The sequence below is a fragment of the Actinomadura formosensis genome, from assembly GCF_050948385.1.
Lineage (GTDB): Bacteria > Actinomycetota > Actinomycetes > Streptosporangiales > Streptosporangiaceae > Spirillospora > Spirillospora formosensis.
Map to the genome: position 1 here is coordinate 4394895 of NZ_CP192011.1, position 17638 is coordinate 4412532.

Here is a 17638-nt window from a genome sequence, read left to right on the forward strand (position 1 = left end):
CGCGAGCGGCGCGACGGAGGGATGCGGACGATGGCGGGATTGACGGGCGCCACGGCACAGGCGCTGGACGAGCGGCTCGGCACCACCGGGTTCGCCCGCAAGGCGCTGCGCAAGGCGTTCCCGGACCAGTGGAGCTTCCTGGTCGGCGAGATCGCGATGTACTCGTTCGTGATCATCCTGCTGACCGGGGTGTACCTGACGCTGTTCTTCAAGCCGAGCATGCACGAGGTCGTCTACCAGGGCTCCTACGCGAAGCTGCGGGGCGTGGAGATGAGCGAGGCGTACGCCTCCGCGCTCAAGATCAGCTTCGATGTGCGGGGCGGGCTGCTCGTCCGGCAGATCCACCACTGGTCGACGCTCATCTTCATGGGCGCGATCCTCGTCCACCTGCTGCGCAACTTCTTCAGCGGCGCGTTCCGCAAGCCCCGCGAGCTGAACTGGCTGATCGGCATCCTCATGTTCATCCTGGTCATGTTCAACGGCCTGTTCGGGTACTCGCTGCCGGACGACCTGCTGTCGGGCACCGGCCTGCGGATCGTGGAGGGCGTCACCGCGTCGATCCCGGTGGTCGGCACCTACCTGGTGATGTTCCTGTTCGGCGGGGAGTATCCGGGCACCGACGTCATCCCGCGCCTGTACATCATCCACGTGCTGCTGATCCCGGGCGTCCTCGCGGCGCTGATCCCGCTGCACGCGATCGTGCTGACCTGGCGGCAGACGCACACCCAGTTCCCCGGCAAGGGCAGCTCGAACAGCACCGTCCGCGGGTACCCGTTCTTCCCGGTGTTCATCGCCAAGACCACCTCGCTGTTCCTGTGGGTGCTGGGCGTCACGACGCTGCTGGCGGCCTTCTTCCAGATCAACCCGGTCTGGCTGTTCGGCCCGTACGACCCGGGCGCGATCAGCTCCGGCTCGCAGCCCGACTGGTACATGGGCTGGCTGGAGGGCGCGCTGCGGATCATGCCCGCCTGGGAGATCACCGCCTGGGGTCACACGGTCACGCTGAGCGTGGCCGTCCCGGCGCTGGTGGTCCCCGGACTGCTGTTCACCGGCCTCGCCCTCTACCCGTTCCTGGAACGCTGGGTGACCGGCGACCACCAGATCCACCATCTGCTGGACCGGCCCCGCGACGTCCCCGCCCGGACGGGCATCGGCGTCGGCGGCATGGTCTTCTACGGGACGCTGTGGCTCGCGGGCGGCAACGACGTCCTCGCCGACCGGTTCCACGTCCCGCTGTTCTGGACGACCTGGTTCTTCCGCTTCCTGATCGTCCTCGGGCCGGTGCTGGCCTACATCGTCACCTACCGCATCTGCGTCGGCCTGCAGCGCCGCGACCTCGCCCTGGCCCGGCACGGTCTGGAGACCGGCGTCATCCGCCGGTCGCCGGACGGCGGCTTCAGCGAGGTCGAGCGGCCCCTGCCGGACGAGGCGATCGCCGCCATCACCGACCCGCGTCCGGCGCCCGCCGTGGACCTGGACGTGCCGCCGCCCATCGACGACGTCGCGAGCCCGCGCGGCCGGACCGCCTCCGGCCGCGTCCGCGCCGCCCTCAACCGCCGCTTCCGGGCCGACCTCGCCGTCGTCCCCGCACGCGCCCCGGTGGACTCCCCCGATGACCGCCCGGCGATCGACGAGCCGGCGCGGGCCGCCGGGGCCGGAGCGGTCAGTCGGCCTCCTTGGCGAACTCGCGGAGCCGGGGCAGGTCCACCACGGTGATCCGGCGCCAGCCGGTGCGGATCAGGCCGGCGCGGCGCAACCCGTTGAGTGCACGCGCGACGGTCTCCCGGGAGGCGTCCATCCAGCTGCCCAGCTCCTCCTGGGACAGCGGCGGCCCGATCTCGATCGATCCGTCCGGCGCGGGCGGGACGTGGTGGGCCGACAGTTCCGCGAGGTGCGTCAGCAGTGACGCCAGGCGCTGCGGGCCGCGGCTCGCGACATGCGCGGTGAGCCGCCGGTCGGAGTCGTCCATGCGCTGGACGAACGTTCCGGTGACGAGCATCCACACGTCCGGGTGCTGGTCCAGGAACCCGGTGAAGCGGGCGGCGGGCACGACCAGTGCGCGGACCGGCGACAGCGCGGTCACGGTCGCGGCGCGCGGCCGGCCGCCCAGCACCGCGCTCTCGGCCAGCAGGTCGCCGGGGCCGCGGACGGCCAGGACCACGTCGTGGCCGTCCGCGGTGGCCGAGGTGACCTTCGCCCAGCCGCGCTCGATGATGATCACATGGTCGGACTCGTCGCCCTGGTACACGAGCGGCGCCTTCACCGGGTACTGCCGGGGCCGCGCGGCGCCCCGCAGCGCGGCCTGCTGCCCGGGGTCGAGCGCGGCCCAGAATCCCGGCCGCGGGGAGGACGCCGCGTACACTGCCAAGAGCCGTCTCCTTTGCCCGCCGTCACCGCTCCCGGTCAATCAGAACTGTAAACCGGGAGCCGCCCGCCTGTGCACCGCGAGAACCCGGATAAGCCTCCCGGCCGGCACGGGTCACGGCCCGCGGCCGGTTCCGGACGGCGTGCGGGCCCGCTACGCCCGCGGCGGCGCGGGTTCGATCGTCAGGGCCCCGTGGTCGAAGCTCAGGTAGCCGGCGATCTTGGCGGCGTCCGCCAAGGGATCCTCGTAGGACCAGGCGGCGTTCTCGGCGCCGTCCAGGGACCAGTACGTCGCCTCGCCCTTGTACGGGCAGACGGTCCGCTTGTCGCCGCGGGTCAGCAGGTCGCGGCGGACGTCGTCGGCCGGGATGTAGAAGCGGTTGGGCAGCCCCGTCTCCGACAGCAGAAGCGGACGCCGGGTCTCCGCGATCACCTCCCCGTCCCGCAGCACCCGGACGTGCCGGGAGGTGCGGCGCGCGTCGACGCGGTGGAACGGGTCCCGCAGGTGCCCGTGGACCTGCTCGTCCTCGTCGAACCAGGCGTCCATCGGGTGCCAGTAGAACGCCATGTACCCGCGCAGCCACGACGACTCGGGCTTCGGCTCGGGATAGGCCCAGACCGCGTTCTCCGCGGCCCGGTCGCCGACCCGGACCGTCCAGTAGGCGGCGTCGCCCTTGAACGGGCAGTACGTGGAGTGGGTGGTCTTCTCCAGCAGGCCGGTCCGGACGTCCTCCTCCGGGACGTACAGGACGGGCAGCAGCCCCGTCTCGTGCAGGAGCTTCCCGCGCTCGGTGTCCAGGACGGTCTCGCCCGCGAACCTGGCCCGGACGCGGCGCGGGAAGTCCTGCATGAACAGCCGGTGCTCCGGCCCCTTGATGGTGAAGTTGACCTCGTCGCCGGGCGAGCCCGCGAGCGGTCCCGGGCCCATGGTCAAGGACATGGCGGCTCCTCATACTCCCGTCGGCATCGTCTCCAGTTCACCACGGCGCGCCGCCTCCAGGTGCAGCGGCTGGAGCGCGGAGGTGATCCGGAACCAGCACAGCGCGTCATAGCGGTCGGCGAGCCTGGTCGGGACGTACTGGCGCCGGTCGCGGTCCATGTCGTACACGACGCCGATCGCGCGGTGCCCGAGCGTCCGGGTGAGGAAGGACGGCTTGTCCGCTTCGGGCGGCACGATGAACAGCCCGCGGTGCAGTTCCGACTCCGCCAGCACCTCCTCCAGCGAGCCGCGGACCGGCGGCGGAACGTGCATGACCTCCATCGGGGCTCCCCAGCCCGGCGCCGCGACGACCTCGCCCGGCCCGCCGGCGAACCCGATCGCCACGACCCGGTCCCGGCCGTGCCGCTCCCGCGCGAGCTGGCCGAGGCTGATCATCCCCGCGTCGGCCATGTTGGTGGCCCGCGCATCGCCGACATGGGTGTTGTGCGCCCACACGACCGCCTTGCCGCCGTCACGCTCCGACTCGTGGAACTCCATGAGCCGGTCGAGGGTGTCGGCCATGTGGACGTCCCGGACGTTCCACGCCTCCGGGCCGCCGCCGATCATGGCGCGGTAGTACCGCTCGGCGCCCACCGCCACCTCGGCGTTCTGCCGGGCGTCGAGCTCCTCCGCCGGGTCCCCGGCGTCCGCCGGCCGGCGCAGCCCGGTCAGCAGCGCCAGGACCTCCTCGGCGCACCCGCCCGGGACCAGCGCGGCCGACCGCCCGTAGGCCCGCGGGTCCTCGGCGTGCGGCTCGAAGCAGCGGTACGCCTCCAGCGCCGTCTCCAGATACTCCGGCCGGTTGTCCGCCAGATGGCCGACGACCGCGCGCAGCGACTCCCACAGGCTGTAGACGTCCAGGCCGTAGAAACCGGCGCGCTCGCCGGACGGCAGGTCGGCGTTGTGGCCGCGCAGCCATCGGCAGAACTTGACGGTCTCCTCGTTGGCCCACATCCACGTCGGCCAGCGCTCGTAGGCGTCCAGGACGTCCCGCGGGTCCTCCGGCGAGCCCTCCGCCAGCGTCACGCAGCGGCCGACGCGCCGGCAGTCCGGCCAGTCTCCCTCCACCGCGACGAACGAGAACCCGCGCTCGGCGATCAGCCGCCGGGTCAGCGCCGACCGCCACGCGTAGTACTCGTGCGTGCCGTGGCTGGCCTCGCCGATCAGCACGCACCGGGCGTCCCCGATCCGGTCCAGCATCGGATCGAGGTCCTCCTCGTACTCCAGCGGCAGCGCCGCCCCGAGCACGTCATCGGCATCGCTCACGGCGATCCCCCTTCTGTAGTAATTCGGGGGGTTTGTCGGTATTCGTCCCGTACCCGCGGAACGGAACCGCACCCGTGGGAATCAGCGGGGACACCCGATGCCGCGGCCCCGGTGCGGCCCCGGCGCGACCGCCGCGGGCCGTCATCTCGGCGAATGCGATCGAGACGTAATGCGAATCGGCCACAGAACGCCAAGAGAATGGATAGTCTCCCAGCGATCACTATTGGTCGAGTAAAGAACTCTTGGGAGCACACGCCGCATGAGCGCTGCCAACCGGGCTCAGGTCATCACACGGTGGGGGGCCATCGCCTTCATGGCGGCCGCGGTCCTGACCGCCACCGCCGGTGGCTTCGCCCAGTCCTACGCCGGCCTTTACCACTGGGCCCTCGAACACGGCCTGCGGGGCTGGAAGGCCGAATCGTTCCCCCTGCTGGTCGACCTTTTCATCATCGTGGGAGAGCTCGGCCTCTTCCTGCTCGCCATCGACGCCTTCGTGCTGCGCCGCCGGACCCTGCTGAGCTGGCTGGACTTCTGCCTGCCGCTGACCATCGCCCTCGCCGGGTGGACGGCCAGCCTCATCTTCAACGTCGGCCACGTCGGCCACAAGACGTTCTCCTACCAGGCGACGGCCGCCGTCCCGCCGATCGTGTCGATGCTCGGCCTGTTCGTCCTGCTGCGGACGCTGCACCGGTACGTGTCGCAGGAGTTCGAGAAGGAGGAGAAGGCCAAGCAGCCGGAGCCGCCGCAGCCGCGCGCGATCGCCGGTCCGGTCACGCTGAACCAGATCACGCTGATGCCGCTGCGGACCACCGGGCCGTTCCCGCAGATCCAGGTCCCCGGCTACTCCGGCAAGGCGCTCGAATCCGGCACATCGGCCGCCGCGGAGCCCGCGGCCAAGACGGAGGCCGCCGAGCCGGCGCCCGAGCCCGCGGCGAACGCGTCCGCCCAGGCCACCGCCGCCGCACCGGAGCCGCCCGCCCCCACGCCCGCCCCGGCGCCCGCGCCGGAGCCGGAGCCGAAGCTGGCCGTGGTGAGCGCCGCCGCGGCCGCGAGCCCCGCAAGCCTCAACGGACGCAGCTCCTACGGCACCGCCACCGAGCAGCCCGCGACCGGGCCGTCCCCGGAGAACCTGCGCTCGCTCGTCATCGACATCCTCGAACGGCGGCATGGGGACGTGGCCGGGACGCTCGCCGAGGTCAGGGCCCAGGGCTACAGCTGCGACGAGGCCGAGATCCAGCGAATCAGCGACAACCACTGGTTCCCGTACGCGGTGTACCGGCTGCTGGCCAAGCACCACGGCGACGGCGAACTCGTCGCCCAGGAACTGACTTCGCAGGGGATCGTCTACGACCAGGCCACGCTGGACGCCCTCGTCCAGTCTTGGCGGGTCTGACCCTCGCCGTACTTCCGGACCGGCCGCCCGCCGCATCGCGGGCGGCCGGTCCTCGCCGTATCGGCGGGATCACGCTCCGCCCGTGCGACACCGATGAAGACGCATCTCACCGCGGTCGGCCACGACCTGCCCGATCTCCAGGCCGTCATGAAACGCCGCAACACACGGCGAACCGGCCCGGGAACACCCACACACACGCTCTCCGGGAAACCACCCGCACCGGAACCGTGCCCGAACCTGGAAGCCGCAGTGAGCTGAAGCGGCGGGCTCCGGCTAGGAGGCGCCCCGTCCGGCCCGCTGCAACGCGGGCTCCTCCCGGGCGTCGTCGTGCACGTACCGGCGTCCACGCAGCAGCGACACCAGTGCCGCGACCAGCGACATCGCGATCGCCATGCCGAACACGATGACGAGCCCGTGGTGGAACGGCTCGGAGATCAGGTGCGGGAAGTAGGACCGGCCGGTGAGGGTCGCCACGTCGTCCGGCGCGAGCCCGCCGAGCACATGGAACGGCGCGAGCAGGTTCTGGATCGGGTTGTAGCCGAGGAACGCGGCGAACAGCGTGCCGACCGGCGGCAGCTCGCCGACCCGCGCCGCCGGACCGGCCGGGACCCCGTGCTGCGTCAGTCCCTGCGTGAGCGTCTTCGGCAGCGTGCCGGACAGGCCCGCGATCATCAGGGAGAAGAACACGCCGATCGACAGCACCATGCCGGCGTTCATGAACGTGGCGCGCATCCCGGACGCGACGCCGCGCCGGTCCGCCGGGACGGAGTTCATGATCGCGGTGGTGTTGGGCGCGGCGAACAGCCCGGAGCCGATCCCGTTGAGGAAGATCAGCAGGGCGAACGCCGGGTACCCGAAGTCGGTCGGGATCATCAGCAGCCCGGCGAACGCCAGCGCGGACAGCACGAGCCCGCCGGACGCGAACGCGCGGGCGCCGTGCCGGTCGGACAGATGCCCCGAGAGCGGGCCCGCCACCAGGAAACCGGCGGTCAGCGGCAGCAGGTAGATGCCCGCCCAGAGCGGCGTGTCCGCGTAGTCGTAGCCGTGCAGCGGCAGCCAGATGCCCTGCAGCCAGATGATCAGCATGAACTGCATCCCGCCGCGCGAGATCGCTGCGAGCAGCCCGGCCGCGTTCCCCGCCGTGAACGCCCGGATGCGGAACAGCCCGAGATGGAACATCGGCTGCTCCACCTTGGTCTCGATCCAGCCGAAGAGCACGAGCACCGCGATGCCGCCGGTGATCCCGGTCAGCACCCAGGGGTTCGTCCAGCCCATGTCATGGCCGCCGTAGGGCTGGATGCCGTAGGTGATCGCGGCGAGCAGCGCGGTCAGCCCGACCGCGAACGTCGCGTTGCCGAGCCAGTCGATCTTCGCGGTGACGGCCCTCTTCGCGGTCTCGACCAGGCTGCGGTACGCCCAGATCGTCCCGATGATTCCGATCGGCGCGGACGCGAAGAACACCAGCCGCCAGTTGATCTCGCTGAGCAGGCCGCCGGCGACCAGGCCGATGAACGTCCCGGCGATGCCCGCGACCTGGTTGACGCCCATCGCCATACCGCGCCGGTGCGCCGGGAACGCGTCGGTGAGGATCGCGGCCGAGTTCGCCATGAGCATGGCGCCGCCGATCCCCTGGAACACCCGCCAGCCGATGAGCCAGACCGCCCCGGCGCCCTCGTGCAGCGGATCGAGCGCCAGCACGAGCGTCCCGACCGTGAACACCGCGAATCCGGCGTTGTACATCCGGACGCGCCCGAACATGTCGCCGAGCCGCCCAAGGGTCACCACCAGCACCGCCGAGACGAGCATGTAGCCCATCAGGATCCACAGCAGGTAGCCGATATTGCCCGGCTCCAGCGGATTCAACCGGATCCCGCGGAAGATCGCCGGCAGCGAGATGATCACAATCGAGGAGTTGACCGTCGCCAGCAGCATGCCGAGCGTCGTGTTGCTCAGCGCGACCCACGGATAGCGCTCGGACGACACGCCGCGTCACCCCCGCCAGATAGTTTCCTGCACTAACTGATCATGGGCGCGCTCTTCCACGCCACCCCGGCAAAGGAGCCTCAACCCTCACCCCCAGGGCACGTAAGATGCTCCAGATGGGCGGGAAACACCGGCTGGACCTGGACGACGAACGCCTCGCCGCGTTCTTCGGCGAACGCCACATATGCACACTCGTCACCGTCCGCCCGGACGGCACCCCCCACGCCGTCCCCGTGGGCGCCACCCTGGACGCCGGGACCGTCCGCGTGATCACCTCGGCCACCTCCGCGAAGGTCCGCCACGTCCGCCACGCCGGCGAGGCCGGCCTGCCGGTCGCCGTGACCCAGGTGGACGGCCGCCGCTGGGCCACCATCGAAGGCCGCGCGGTCGTGAAAACAGACCCGGACTCCGTAGCCGACGCCGAACGCCGCTACACGGCCCGCTACAAGCCCCCGCGCCCCAACCCGAACCGAGTGGTCATAGAGATCACCGCAACCCGAGCACTGGGCAACCTCTGACCCTCCCTGCCTCTGCACCCTTCCTACCTCTGCCCCTCCAGGGCCGCGTCAACGACCGAGGTCATCGAGGCCGGCGCTCCGGAAAGGGGACAGCGCGAGCACGACCGCGACGAGCAGGAATCCGCCCGAAGCGCCCCAGAGCACCGACCGGTCCCCGACCGCGTCACCCAGAATCCCGCCCGCGGGTGCACCGACCACGATGACGGCACGGTTGATCGAACGCATGACGGCGTTCATCCGCCCCTGCAGGGCGTCCGGCGTCACCGCCTGCCGATACCCCATCTCATTCGCGTTCTCCGCGCCCATCGACAGGCCGAGCAAAGCCTGCCCGGCGGCGAACAGGACCCACCCGGCCCACTGCGCGGTGCTCGATGCCATCAGCGCCCAGGAGACCCCGGTGAGCGCGCGACAGACGATGACCACCCGCCCCGCGCCGAAGCGCGCACCGAGCCGCGTGGCCGCGATGCTGCCCAGGAGCCCACCGCCCCCACCCGCCGCGACCGTCAGCCCCAGGCCGAACGGGCTCAGGCCGAGGGTCCGCAGCGCGAAGGTCGGCAGGACGGCGCCCACGATGGCCGAGCAGAAGAACCAACCGTGGGTGGTCACCGCGAGGGGCCGCAGGGTGACGTGCCCATAGACCCACCGCAGACCTTGCACCGCCTCGCTCGTCACGCCATGAGCCGAAACAGGCCGGGACGCGGGCTCGGGCACCCGGACCCGGACGAGCAGCAGCCCCGACACGAGGTAACTCACGGCGTCGACGAGTACGGCCCACGGCGCCGTCAAGAGCGAGACCAGCCCACCTGCGAGAGCCGGGCCAGAGGTCTGCGCGACCGCCGAACTCTGGTCGAGCCGGGCGTTGGCCGCGGTGAGCAGATGGGCGGGGACCAGCCGCGGAAGAAATGCCTGAGACGCGGCGTCATTGAGAAGGGACATCAACCCGAACAAGGCCATGAACAGCATCAGCAGAAGCAGCGACAAGTGATGCGTCACGGCGAGCACCGGCACGGCGATGAGAAGAAGACCACGGCTGAGATCAGTGGTGACCAGCAGCGGACGCCGCCGGGAACGATCTACCAGAACCCCGGCGACCAGCCCGAACAGCAGGTACGGCGCCCAGCGCGCCGAACTGACCAGCCCTACGCCCGTGGCGCCTTCGTGCAGCGTGAGCACGATGAGCACCTGGATGGCGAGCGTTGTGACATAGCTGCCGAAGTCCGAGATGGTCGACGCCGCCCATGCCGACACGAAACCGGGGCAATCACGCAGACGTTGCTGCGGCCGCCCCACGCTCTCGATCGCCACACAAGATTCTTATGACAAGGCATCTCGGTAAGCCAGCCCGATAAAACCGGACCGACGGGCCATGGATTTCCGGCCGTCCGGTGAATGAGATCCACCGTTATTTGGGCTCTGTCGCATATTCGGTGGTGACGTCCTGGCTTCGCGGTATCACGATCGGTCATGCAGGAGAACGACGATCTTGTGAAGCTGGTGTCCTCCGGGCTGTCTCCGCTGGCCATCGAGGACGTGGTGGACCAGGGCGAGCTGATCTGGGTGCGGGCGCGGACACCCGACGGCCCGGCGGCATGCCCGGGCTGCGGCACCGGGTCGATGCACGGTTATTGGTGACGGGCGGTTGCCGACGTTCCGATCGATGCCCGCAGGGTCGTGGTCGGAGTGCGGATGCGCCGGCTGGTGTGCCCGATCCGCGGCTGCGTCCAGACCTTCCGTGAACAACTGCCCGGCGTCCTGGAGCGCCACCAGCACCGCACGCCCCGCCTGACCTCGCAGATCGCAGTGGTGGTGCGGGAGCTGGCCGGCCGCGCCGGCACGCGCCTGTCATCCGCGCTGGGCGTGTCGCCATCCCGGCACACGGCACTGCGCGCACTGCTGAGGCTTCCGCTGCCGGAGCGGCCGGGGCCACGGGTGCTCGGCGTGGACGACTTCGCCCCGCGCAAGCGCCGCAGTCACGCCACCGCGCTGATCGACGCCCAGACCCGGCAGCGCATCGACGTGCCGCCCGACCGCAGGGCCGACACCCCGGAGGCGTGGCTGCGGGAGCACCCGGGCATCCAGGTCGTCTGCCGGGACGGTTCCGGCGCCTACGCCGAGGCGGTCCGCCGCACCCTCCCCGGCGTGCAGCAGGTCGGCGACCGGCGGCACATCTGGCACAACCTCGCCGAAGCGGTGTTGAAGGAGGTCGCCGCGCACAGCGCATGCCGGGCCAAAGCCGGGCCGCCGCCGCGCGAACAGGTGCCCGATCCTGCCGGGTGCCATCCGTAGCCACCGGCGCTCGGAATCACACCCCGGCAACACCTGCGCCACCGCCACACAGACCAGCTCGGCGTCGTTGAGCACCCGGCCGGGACCGCGTCTGCGAGGCCGACCCGCCGCAGGCAGGACATGGTCGTCCAGATGGACATAGAGTGCGGTCAGAAGGGCGTCCAGGTTTGTCTTCACACACTGATCATGGGCGCCCTTCGCCATGCCCTCAGCCGGTTCAGCCGACCACATCAGCGGCGGGCATGGTCCGCACCCACACGACAGCATGACCCACGCTCTTTGAGTGGCGAGTATGTCGCTGGTCAGAAGGCGGGAACCGCTGCGGGCGGACTGGTGCCGGTGCTGGGCGGGAGTGGGCGCGGCTCTCGTCAGGGGCCGGTTGTTTGACGGCGGCCCCGCGGTGGGGCACCGGTCCGTGGACGGCACCGTTGCCCTTGATAGGGGCCCGGAGGGGACGGCCGGATGACGGGAGTAGGCGGAGCCGTATTCCAGGGCATGTGGGTGCCGGATGGTGGGCGGTGTCGCTCCCGGGCGTCTTCGGGGGGCAGCAGACGGTAGCCGTAGCGACCGTCGGCGCCTCGGGTGATGTGGATCTGGCGCGGGTTGGCCGCCTTCCACCGGTTGTGCCACCCGCAGGTGAGGGCAAGCCGGTCGATGTCGGTGGGGCTGTCGCCCAGTGCCCAGCCGTGAACGTGGTCGACCTCGCACAACGTCCCGGGGACTTCGCAGCCGTGGACGGCGCAGGTCGGATAAAGGGCTTCGAGGACCTGGCGTTGGGCGGGGCTGGCGAAACGCACCCGGTGGCCGAGGTAGAGGGGTGTGTGGCCGCGTCCCAGGAGGAGCGACGACACTCCGGCGCTCAGGGCGATGCGGCGGGCCTGCTCGGCGGGGATGGGGGTGCCGTCGGTCAGCCTGGCCGGCGCCTTTCCACCGGTCAGGGTGTCCAGGTCGCAGATGACCGTGACCTTGGTGGCCTTGTGCCCACCCGACAGCACCGAGGTGAGCGCGGCCGCCGTGCGTTCGGACAGGTCGCGGTGGTCGTCGGTCCCGGCCGGCTTGGCCAGCGGCCCGAGCGTCCCGTCCCAGACGGCGGCGTCTTCGGCGTTCAGCCACCCCTTGATGTAGCGGCCGCCGTCCAGCGAGCGGGTGGAGTCGATCCAGGAACGCTCATAGCCGCGCCGGGTGTCGGCATCGGGAACGGCTTCGGTGCCGTCACGTTCGGCGATGACGTCGCGGATGCGGCGGCCGAACGAGGCGACCTTCCCGGCCGAGAAACCCTGCTCGACCATGCCCAGCAGGACGTCTTCGGCCTTGGCGCAGTCGGTGTCGTCCAGGTGAAGGACCGCATCGGTGATCGTGGTGGCGTACCCGTAGGACAGTTCTCCGCAGGAGAGTCGCTTGGCGACGCCGGTGAGGCGATGCCGCTGGCGAGCGAGGTTGACGCGTTCTCTGGCGCGGGCCTCGCGCATGCCCAGATGGTTACGCAGCCACGCCCGGGTGGACGGCAGCCCCCACCGGCGCATCTCCCCGGAAGCGTCCACCCGGCCGATCAGTCCGGCGAGGGCGCTCTCGTGCAGGTCGGTGGCCCGAGCAAGCCTTTCGGCGGCCTCCATGCACTCAGCCGAACTGCCGGGCGGATCCCGATGAGCGAGTTCGGCCGCGATCAATGCCGCCACGTCCACCAGCTCACCGGTGGACATCGACGCCACATCGATCTCTGTCGAACACATATCCCCATAATATCGAACACCTCAACACCACACCAACAATTCTAGGTGAGAATAATAAGACCCTCCAGACACCCAACACGGGCAAGATCCAGAAAAATATACAGACCACCGCAACCGAATTGCAGGGTCCACCGAAGAACGATCCCCCGCTATTCGCCAACGTCGCAGCAGCAGGAACCGGCGCATCCCGAAGGGACGCGCCTAGAGGAGCCTGCACAAACCCGCACGTTGAACACCTACAGCGCCCGACCAAGCCCAACCGAAGTGACCTCAGCCCACAGCGACCGCACTGTCCGCACCGGCCCGCAGGGGCCACCGCAACGGGGCACCTACCGAAACCACACTAATCCGGTAAAAGACCGCCGCAACTAGAAAATAGCAGCAGAGTTCGCATGGCTTCAGCAGCAGGCGCGATTCATCCTGGCGGCGACATGCCTCTCGATCTCTTCGTCCGTGTCACGGCTCGTCCCATCCGCAGCAGAGCGCGGCGTAGTCCTCGGTTCGCAGGAGGCCCGGTACCGCCTGTGCCTCATATTCGATCATCGAGTCGGCGTCGGCTTCGATCTCCACGAACGGACGGAACCACTCCAGGTAGGAGCTTTCGATCAGACGCTTCCCTAGGCGGGCGAGGGCGCCGCCCATGTTGAGTGCCCGGTCGCAGTCCTTGATGAAGGACGGCTTGGGGGGTGCGCTTGCCGGTCTCGATCATGGCGATCGGGGAGGACGAGATATAGATCATCCGAGCGAACTGCCCCTGGGTGAGATCCGCTTCTCGCGGTGGCAGCGCAGCGCACCGCCCCAGTAGGCGAGTGCCGCAGCACCGGCCACCGGGGTCAGGGTCTTCTTCGATGCCATCCATGCCTCCTCACCTGGTCGCCATGGCCCCGCCTTGCCACCGTGTCCTCACTTGGTCGGCCTGCCGGTCACGACCGGTCCACGCGAGGACCATTTCCCCGCTCAAGGTGGTCAGAAGGATTCACCCTGTGTGGCACGAACGGTACTTCCGCACTTGAACCTCTGCCCGTCGAGGTCACCGAGCCGGCCACCGAGCACGCGCCGCGTCTCTTCGCGCTCTGCTGGATCGACGCCGGGGATGACGACGGCGGCGTCCTCGGATGGTGGCTCGATTTCGGCGAAGGCAAGGCCGTCGTCTGCGGCAACTCGGGGATCCGACTTCTCGGACGCTTCTCGGACGCTTCTCGGACGCCGAGCAGGCCCGTCGGCCGTTCGGCCGGTCGCGGAACGTGGTGGTCATCCGGCTGGACGGTGCCAGGCCCGCTCGTCCGGACGTCCCCGCCGTTACCGGCGCGCCGCAGGTCAAGAGGACTGACTGACGGCATGAGGGCGGACAGATCACCCGGTCCAGGGGCACCTACCGGTTTCAGCGGACTCCTGAGAGGGGGTCATGAGTCCGTCTTCTCTCCAGCCCCACGCCCCGGCGCACGGATGAGCACACTCGGCACCGCGGACGTAGCCCGCGCCCTCGCCTCCGGCGGGTTCATGGGCCGGACAGATGGTGATGTAGCGCCGATCAGAAGGCGTAGGCCGTTCTGCAACTGGAGGTGGCGCCTCGAAGAGGCTGGAAGGTGCCGTCCGACACTCTGTCGAAGGAATCGATGCCATTCAGGCATGCGTAGTTCGGGGTCTCGTCGCCCACGAGGCCGATGACGATGCCCACGTGCGGGTCGCGCCGGATGGTGTGGATCACGTGCGGCGGCCTGCCTTCGGAGAAGGAGAAGAACACCGTGCTCGGCGGTTCGTCTTTCTCCAGCATGCCGTAGCCGGTGCGGCCGTCCTGGTTCATCACGGCGCTGGTGACCGTCCTGGCGTCGGCCGGTTGGCGGAACAGGATGCGGCCTCCGCGCAGCTCGGTGCCGGGGGCGTTCGTGTCGAGGGCGTGGACGGTGACGTTCTTGATGCCGCGTCCGCTCGGTGGGACGTTTCCGGGTGGGGTGGCGGGTTGGGGAACGTCGCTGATCGTGTAGCCGAGCGTGCGGCTGTCTCCCGCCCAGATGATCTCGCCGATGACGGCGGGGGTCTGCGTCGTCCAGGTGCGGCGGTCGCCCGAGCCGGTGTCGAGGACGGTCACGGTGGCGCGTGGTTCCGTGGTCGTGCAGGGGGTCGTGGTGTACGCGAGGTGGCGGCCGTCCGGGCTCATCGCGAGCCCGGCTAACAGGGCGGGGGCGGCGCTCCTGCCCAGCGGTTCGATCTTCCGCACCCGGCCGCCGCCGGTCAGCGTGAACGTGTAGAGCCGTGTCTCGCAGGGCCGTTGCCGGGAGGCGGACACCACGAAGGTTCCGTTCGGGCCCGCGATGATCTCCCGTGCCTTGCCGGCGGACGGTGATGGCGCGCGTACCGAATCCACCGGCCGGACGGAGCCGTCCTGCTGGTACGAGGCCACTCGAAGCCATGGCGCCGGTTTGGTGCCGGACGAGCCGGCGGCCGGTTCCGTCGTGAGTTCGAAGCGCGGCTTGCGAGGGGTCTGATAGGACGTTTTCTGCTGAGCCGGGTAGGGCGTGGCCGATGCGCGTTCGTGCGGTGTCAGATGCACCGCGCCAATGGACGCCGCTACGGACAGGGTCAACGTGGCGGGGGCCGCCCAGCGACGTATCCGCCACGAGAGACGGTCGGATTCTGGGAGCATTCGCCGATCATGCCGTCTTCCTGCCTGCCGCGTGATTGCTTCCGTTTCTGCGATCGACAGGTGGCGGGCTTGCATCGGTATTCGGCGAGGATTGCGACGGCGTCACGGGTCCGATAGGCGCGGATCGGCCGATGGAGTTGCGAGATTCGATGATTTCGCCGTAGCAGAGAAAACAGGGAGAAATTTTTCGCTCCGGGCCGGCATTCGCGCGTGGTCAACTCCGGGCGGTCGCCACGGCGGCTTGGCCGAGGCTGATGCCGCCGTCATTGGGCGGGACGCGGTGGTGGGTCAGTACGTCGAATCCGGCGTCGGTCAGGCCGGATACCGCGCGTTCCAGCAGGAGCATGTTCTGGAACACGCCGCCGGAGAGAGCGACCACGGCGAGCCCGGTCTCCTCGCGGATACGGGACGCCGCGTTCACGATCAGGGCGGCGACGCCGTTGTGGAAGCGGGCCGCGATCACTGGGACGGGGGCACCGGCGCGCAGGTCGGCCACCACCGCGTCCAGCAGGTCGGCGCCGGCGATGGTGAAGGGGGCCGTTCCGTTGAGGGCGGCCGGATACGCGGCGGATTCGGACGGGTCGGCGCGCTGCTCCAGTTCTATGGCGGCCTGGCCCTCGTAGTTGATCCGGTCGCGGATGCCGAGGACCGCGGCGACCGCGTCGAACAGGCGGCCCATGCTGGAGGTGAGGGGCGCGTTGACCCGGCGTTCGGCCAGGGCGGCGACCTTGGGCCAGTCCGGACGGCGGGCCACCCGGAGGTCTTCTGGGACACCGTAGGCGGCCGCCATTCGCCAGGGTTCACGGATCGCGGCGGCGCCGCCGGGCATCGGGACCGGTTCCAGATGGGCGGCTCTTTCGAAGCCGCGCAGGTCGGCTATGAGGAATTCGCCGCCCCAGAGCGTGCCGTCCGTTCCGTATCCGGTGCCGTCGAACGCCACGCCGATCACCGGGTCGGCCACGCCGTTGTCGGCCAGGCAGGAGGCGATGTGCGCATGGTGGTGCTGGACGGCGATGGACGGCAACTCCCGGTCGAGCGCGTATTTGGTCGACAGGTATTCGGGGTGCGGATCGTAGGCGATCACCTCGGGGGTGATATCGAAAAGCCGCTGGAAATGCTCGATGCCCTCTTCGAAGGCGCGGAGGGTTTCGTAGTTCTCCAGGTCGCCGATGTGCTGGGAGACGAATGCGCGGCCGTCGCGGGTCAGGCAGAACGTGTTCTTCGACTCGGCGCCGCATGCCAGGACGGGGCGTCCCTTCGCGATCGGCACGGGTTCCGGTGTGTAGCCGCGTGATCGGCGTACGGGAAGGGTCCGGCCCCGGAAGACCCGCACCACCGAGTCGTCCGTCCGGGTGTGGATCGGGCGGTCGTGCAGCAGGAACGCGTCGGCGATGCCGGCGAGGCGCTCAAGGGCGTCGCCGTCTCGGTGGGCGATCGGCTCGTCCGACGCGTTTCCACTGGTCAGGACCACGGGTTCGGTCACGAGGAGGTGATGGAGGGGGGTGTAGGGCAGCATGAGCCCAAGGTGCCGGTTGCCGGGTGCGACGGCGTCGGCGAGCGCCGCGTCCGGGCGGCGGCGGGCCAGGACGATCGGACGCCGCGGGCCGGTGAGCAGTGCCTCCTCGGCGTCGGAGAGCACGCACAGCGTCCGGGCGGCGGCCAGGTCGGGGACCATGACGGCGAACGGCTTGTCCTCGCGGTGCTTGCGCGAGCGGAGCGCCGCCACCGCGTCCTCGGCGGCGGCCCTCGCCGCCAGGTGGTAGCCGCCGAGGCCCTTCACCGCGACGACGGCGCCGCCCGCGAGCATGTCGCGGGCGGCGGTCAGCGGGTCGCCCGCGTGCGGGCGCAGCGTGAGGGACGGCCCGCAGGACGGGCAGCACACCGGCTGGGCGTGGAACCGGCGGTCGGCCGGGTCCTCGTACTCGGCGGCGCACTGCCCGCACATGGGGAAGCCCGCCATGGTCGTGGAGGGACGGTCGTACGGGACGTCCTTCACGATCGTGAAGCGCGGCCCGCAGTTGGTGCAGTTGACGAACGGGTACCGGTAGCGCCGGTCGGCGGGGTCGGTGAGTTCGCGCAGGCAGTCGTCGCAGGTCGCGGAGTCCCAGGAGACGAGCGCGCGGCGCTCTCCGGACGTGTCGCTGCCCACGATCGCGAAGCCGTCGCGGCCCCGCGCGTCCAGATCCCGGGTGGTGACGCGTTCGACGACGGCGAGCCGGGGCGGACGCGTGCGCAGCCCGTCCAGGAATCGTCCGACCGCGTCGGGAGCGCCCTCGATCTCGATGAACACGCCGCCCGCGTCGTTGCCGACCACCCCGGACAGCCCGAGGCCGGTCGCGAGCCCGTGCACGAACGGCCTGAACCCGACGCCCTGCACGGCCCCCTCGACGCGAACGCCGACTCTGACATCCACCCCGTCATTCTGGCACGGAAGGTAATCGTTCAGATGCAATGAGCATCCGCCCGGGGGTCGTC

12 protein-coding genes and 2 pseudogenes are annotated in these 17638 nt (G+C 70.2%); 4 read left to right on the forward strand and 10 right to left on the reverse strand.

Going from position 1 to position 17638, the window contains the following annotated elements; translation table 11 throughout:
* Positions 1-30: 30 nt before the first annotated feature.
* Entirely contained in the window at positions 31-1716 is a 1686-nt protein-coding gene (qcrB, locus tag ACQP1N_RS20950) for a cytochrome bc1 complex cytochrome b subunit (protein WP_067793977.1), read from the forward strand.
* Here qcrB and ACQP1N_RS20955 read toward each other — a convergent pair.
* The 3 genes from ACQP1N_RS20955 to ACQP1N_RS20965 all read right to left on the reverse strand — a co-directional run bounded on the left by ACQP1N_RS20955 (position 1664) and on the right by ACQP1N_RS20965 (position 4609).
* Positions 1664-2362: a Crp/Fnr family transcriptional regulator gene (locus ACQP1N_RS20955; protein WP_242608772.1), complete on the reverse strand. Its 699-nt coding sequence runs from the start codon at positions 2360-2362 to the stop codon at positions 1664-1666. The genes qcrB and ACQP1N_RS20955 overlap by 53 nt on opposite strands.
* 156 nt (positions 2363-2518) lie before the next feature.
* Positions 2519-3304, reverse strand: coding sequence for a DUF427 domain-containing protein (locus ACQP1N_RS20960; RefSeq protein WP_067793975.1), 786 nt, complete (start codon positions 3302-3304; stop codon positions 2519-2521).
* Between the two features lie 9 nt (positions 3305-3313).
* A complete protein-coding gene (locus ACQP1N_RS20965) occupies positions 3314-4609 on the reverse strand; it encodes an erythromycin esterase family protein (protein ID WP_433226113.1) in 1296 nt (431 codons plus the stop codon).
* 259 nt (positions 4610-4868) lie between these two features.
* On the opposite strand from ACQP1N_RS20965, the gene ACQP1N_RS20970 reads away from it, so the two are divergent.
* Complete coding sequence (locus ACQP1N_RS20970; protein WP_131732573.1) at positions 4869-6002, forward strand: DUF2637 domain-containing protein; 1134 nt, start codon at positions 4869-4871, stop codon at positions 6000-6002.
* 273 nt (positions 6003-6275) lie between these two features.
* On the opposite strand, the gene ACQP1N_RS20975 is transcribed toward ACQP1N_RS20970, so the two are convergent.
* Positions 6276-7985, reverse strand: a complete 1710-nt coding sequence (locus ACQP1N_RS20975; protein WP_433226115.1) for an MFS transporter — start codon at positions 7983-7985, stop codon at positions 6276-6278.
* Positions 7986-8101: 116 nt separating this feature from the next.
* Here ACQP1N_RS20975 and ACQP1N_RS20980 point away from each other — a divergent pair, with 116 nt between their 5' ends.
* On the forward strand, positions 8102-8503 hold the full coding sequence (locus ACQP1N_RS20980; RefSeq protein WP_433226117.1) for a pyridoxamine 5'-phosphate oxidase family protein: 402 nt from the start codon (positions 8102-8104) through the stop codon (positions 8501-8503).
* A gap of 48 nt (positions 8504-8551) precedes the next feature.
* Here the strand turns inward: ACQP1N_RS20980 and ACQP1N_RS20985 are convergent, their stop codons facing one another.
* Positions 8552-9808, reverse strand: a complete 1257-nt coding sequence (locus ACQP1N_RS20985; RefSeq protein ID WP_433226119.1) for an MFS transporter — start codon at positions 9806-9808, stop codon at positions 8552-8554.
* A gap of 159 nt (positions 9809-9967) precedes the next feature.
* On the opposite strand from ACQP1N_RS20985, the pseudogene ACQP1N_RS20990 reads away from it, so the two are divergent.
* Positions 9968-10765, forward strand: a pseudogene (locus ACQP1N_RS20990) (ISL3 family transposase); the annotation flags it as partial.
* On the opposite strand, the pseudogene ACQP1N_RS20995 reads toward ACQP1N_RS20990, so the two are convergent.
* From ACQP1N_RS20995 to hypF, 5 genes and pseudogenes are all read right to left on the reverse strand, one after another.
* A pseudogene (locus ACQP1N_RS20995) lies at positions 10748-10966 on the reverse strand (IS982 family transposase); the annotation flags it as partial. The pseudogenes ACQP1N_RS20990 and ACQP1N_RS20995 overlap by 18 nt on opposite strands.
* Positions 10967-11157: 191 nt before the next feature.
* Positions 11158-12519: a DUF222 domain-containing protein gene (locus ACQP1N_RS21000; RefSeq protein WP_433226121.1), complete on the reverse strand. Its 1362-nt coding sequence runs from the start codon at positions 12517-12519 to the stop codon at positions 11158-11160.
* A 456-nt stretch (positions 12520-12975) separates the two neighbouring features.
* Complete coding sequence (locus ACQP1N_RS21005; protein WP_067806660.1) at positions 12976-13161, reverse strand: Scr1 family TA system antitoxin-like transcriptional regulator; 186 nt, start codon at positions 13159-13161, stop codon at positions 12976-12978.
* A gap of 889 nt (positions 13162-14050) precedes the next feature.
* A complete protein-coding gene (locus tag ACQP1N_RS21010; RefSeq protein ID WP_067806657.1) occupies positions 14051-14920 on the reverse strand; it encodes a hypothetical protein in 870 nt (289 codons plus the stop codon).
* Positions 14921-15377: 457 nt separating this feature from the next.
* Complete coding sequence (gene hypF, locus ACQP1N_RS21015) at positions 15378-17576, reverse strand: carbamoyltransferase HypF (protein WP_433226123.1); 2199 nt, start codon at positions 17574-17576, stop codon at positions 15378-15380.
* Positions 17577-17638 lie beyond the last annotated feature (62 nt).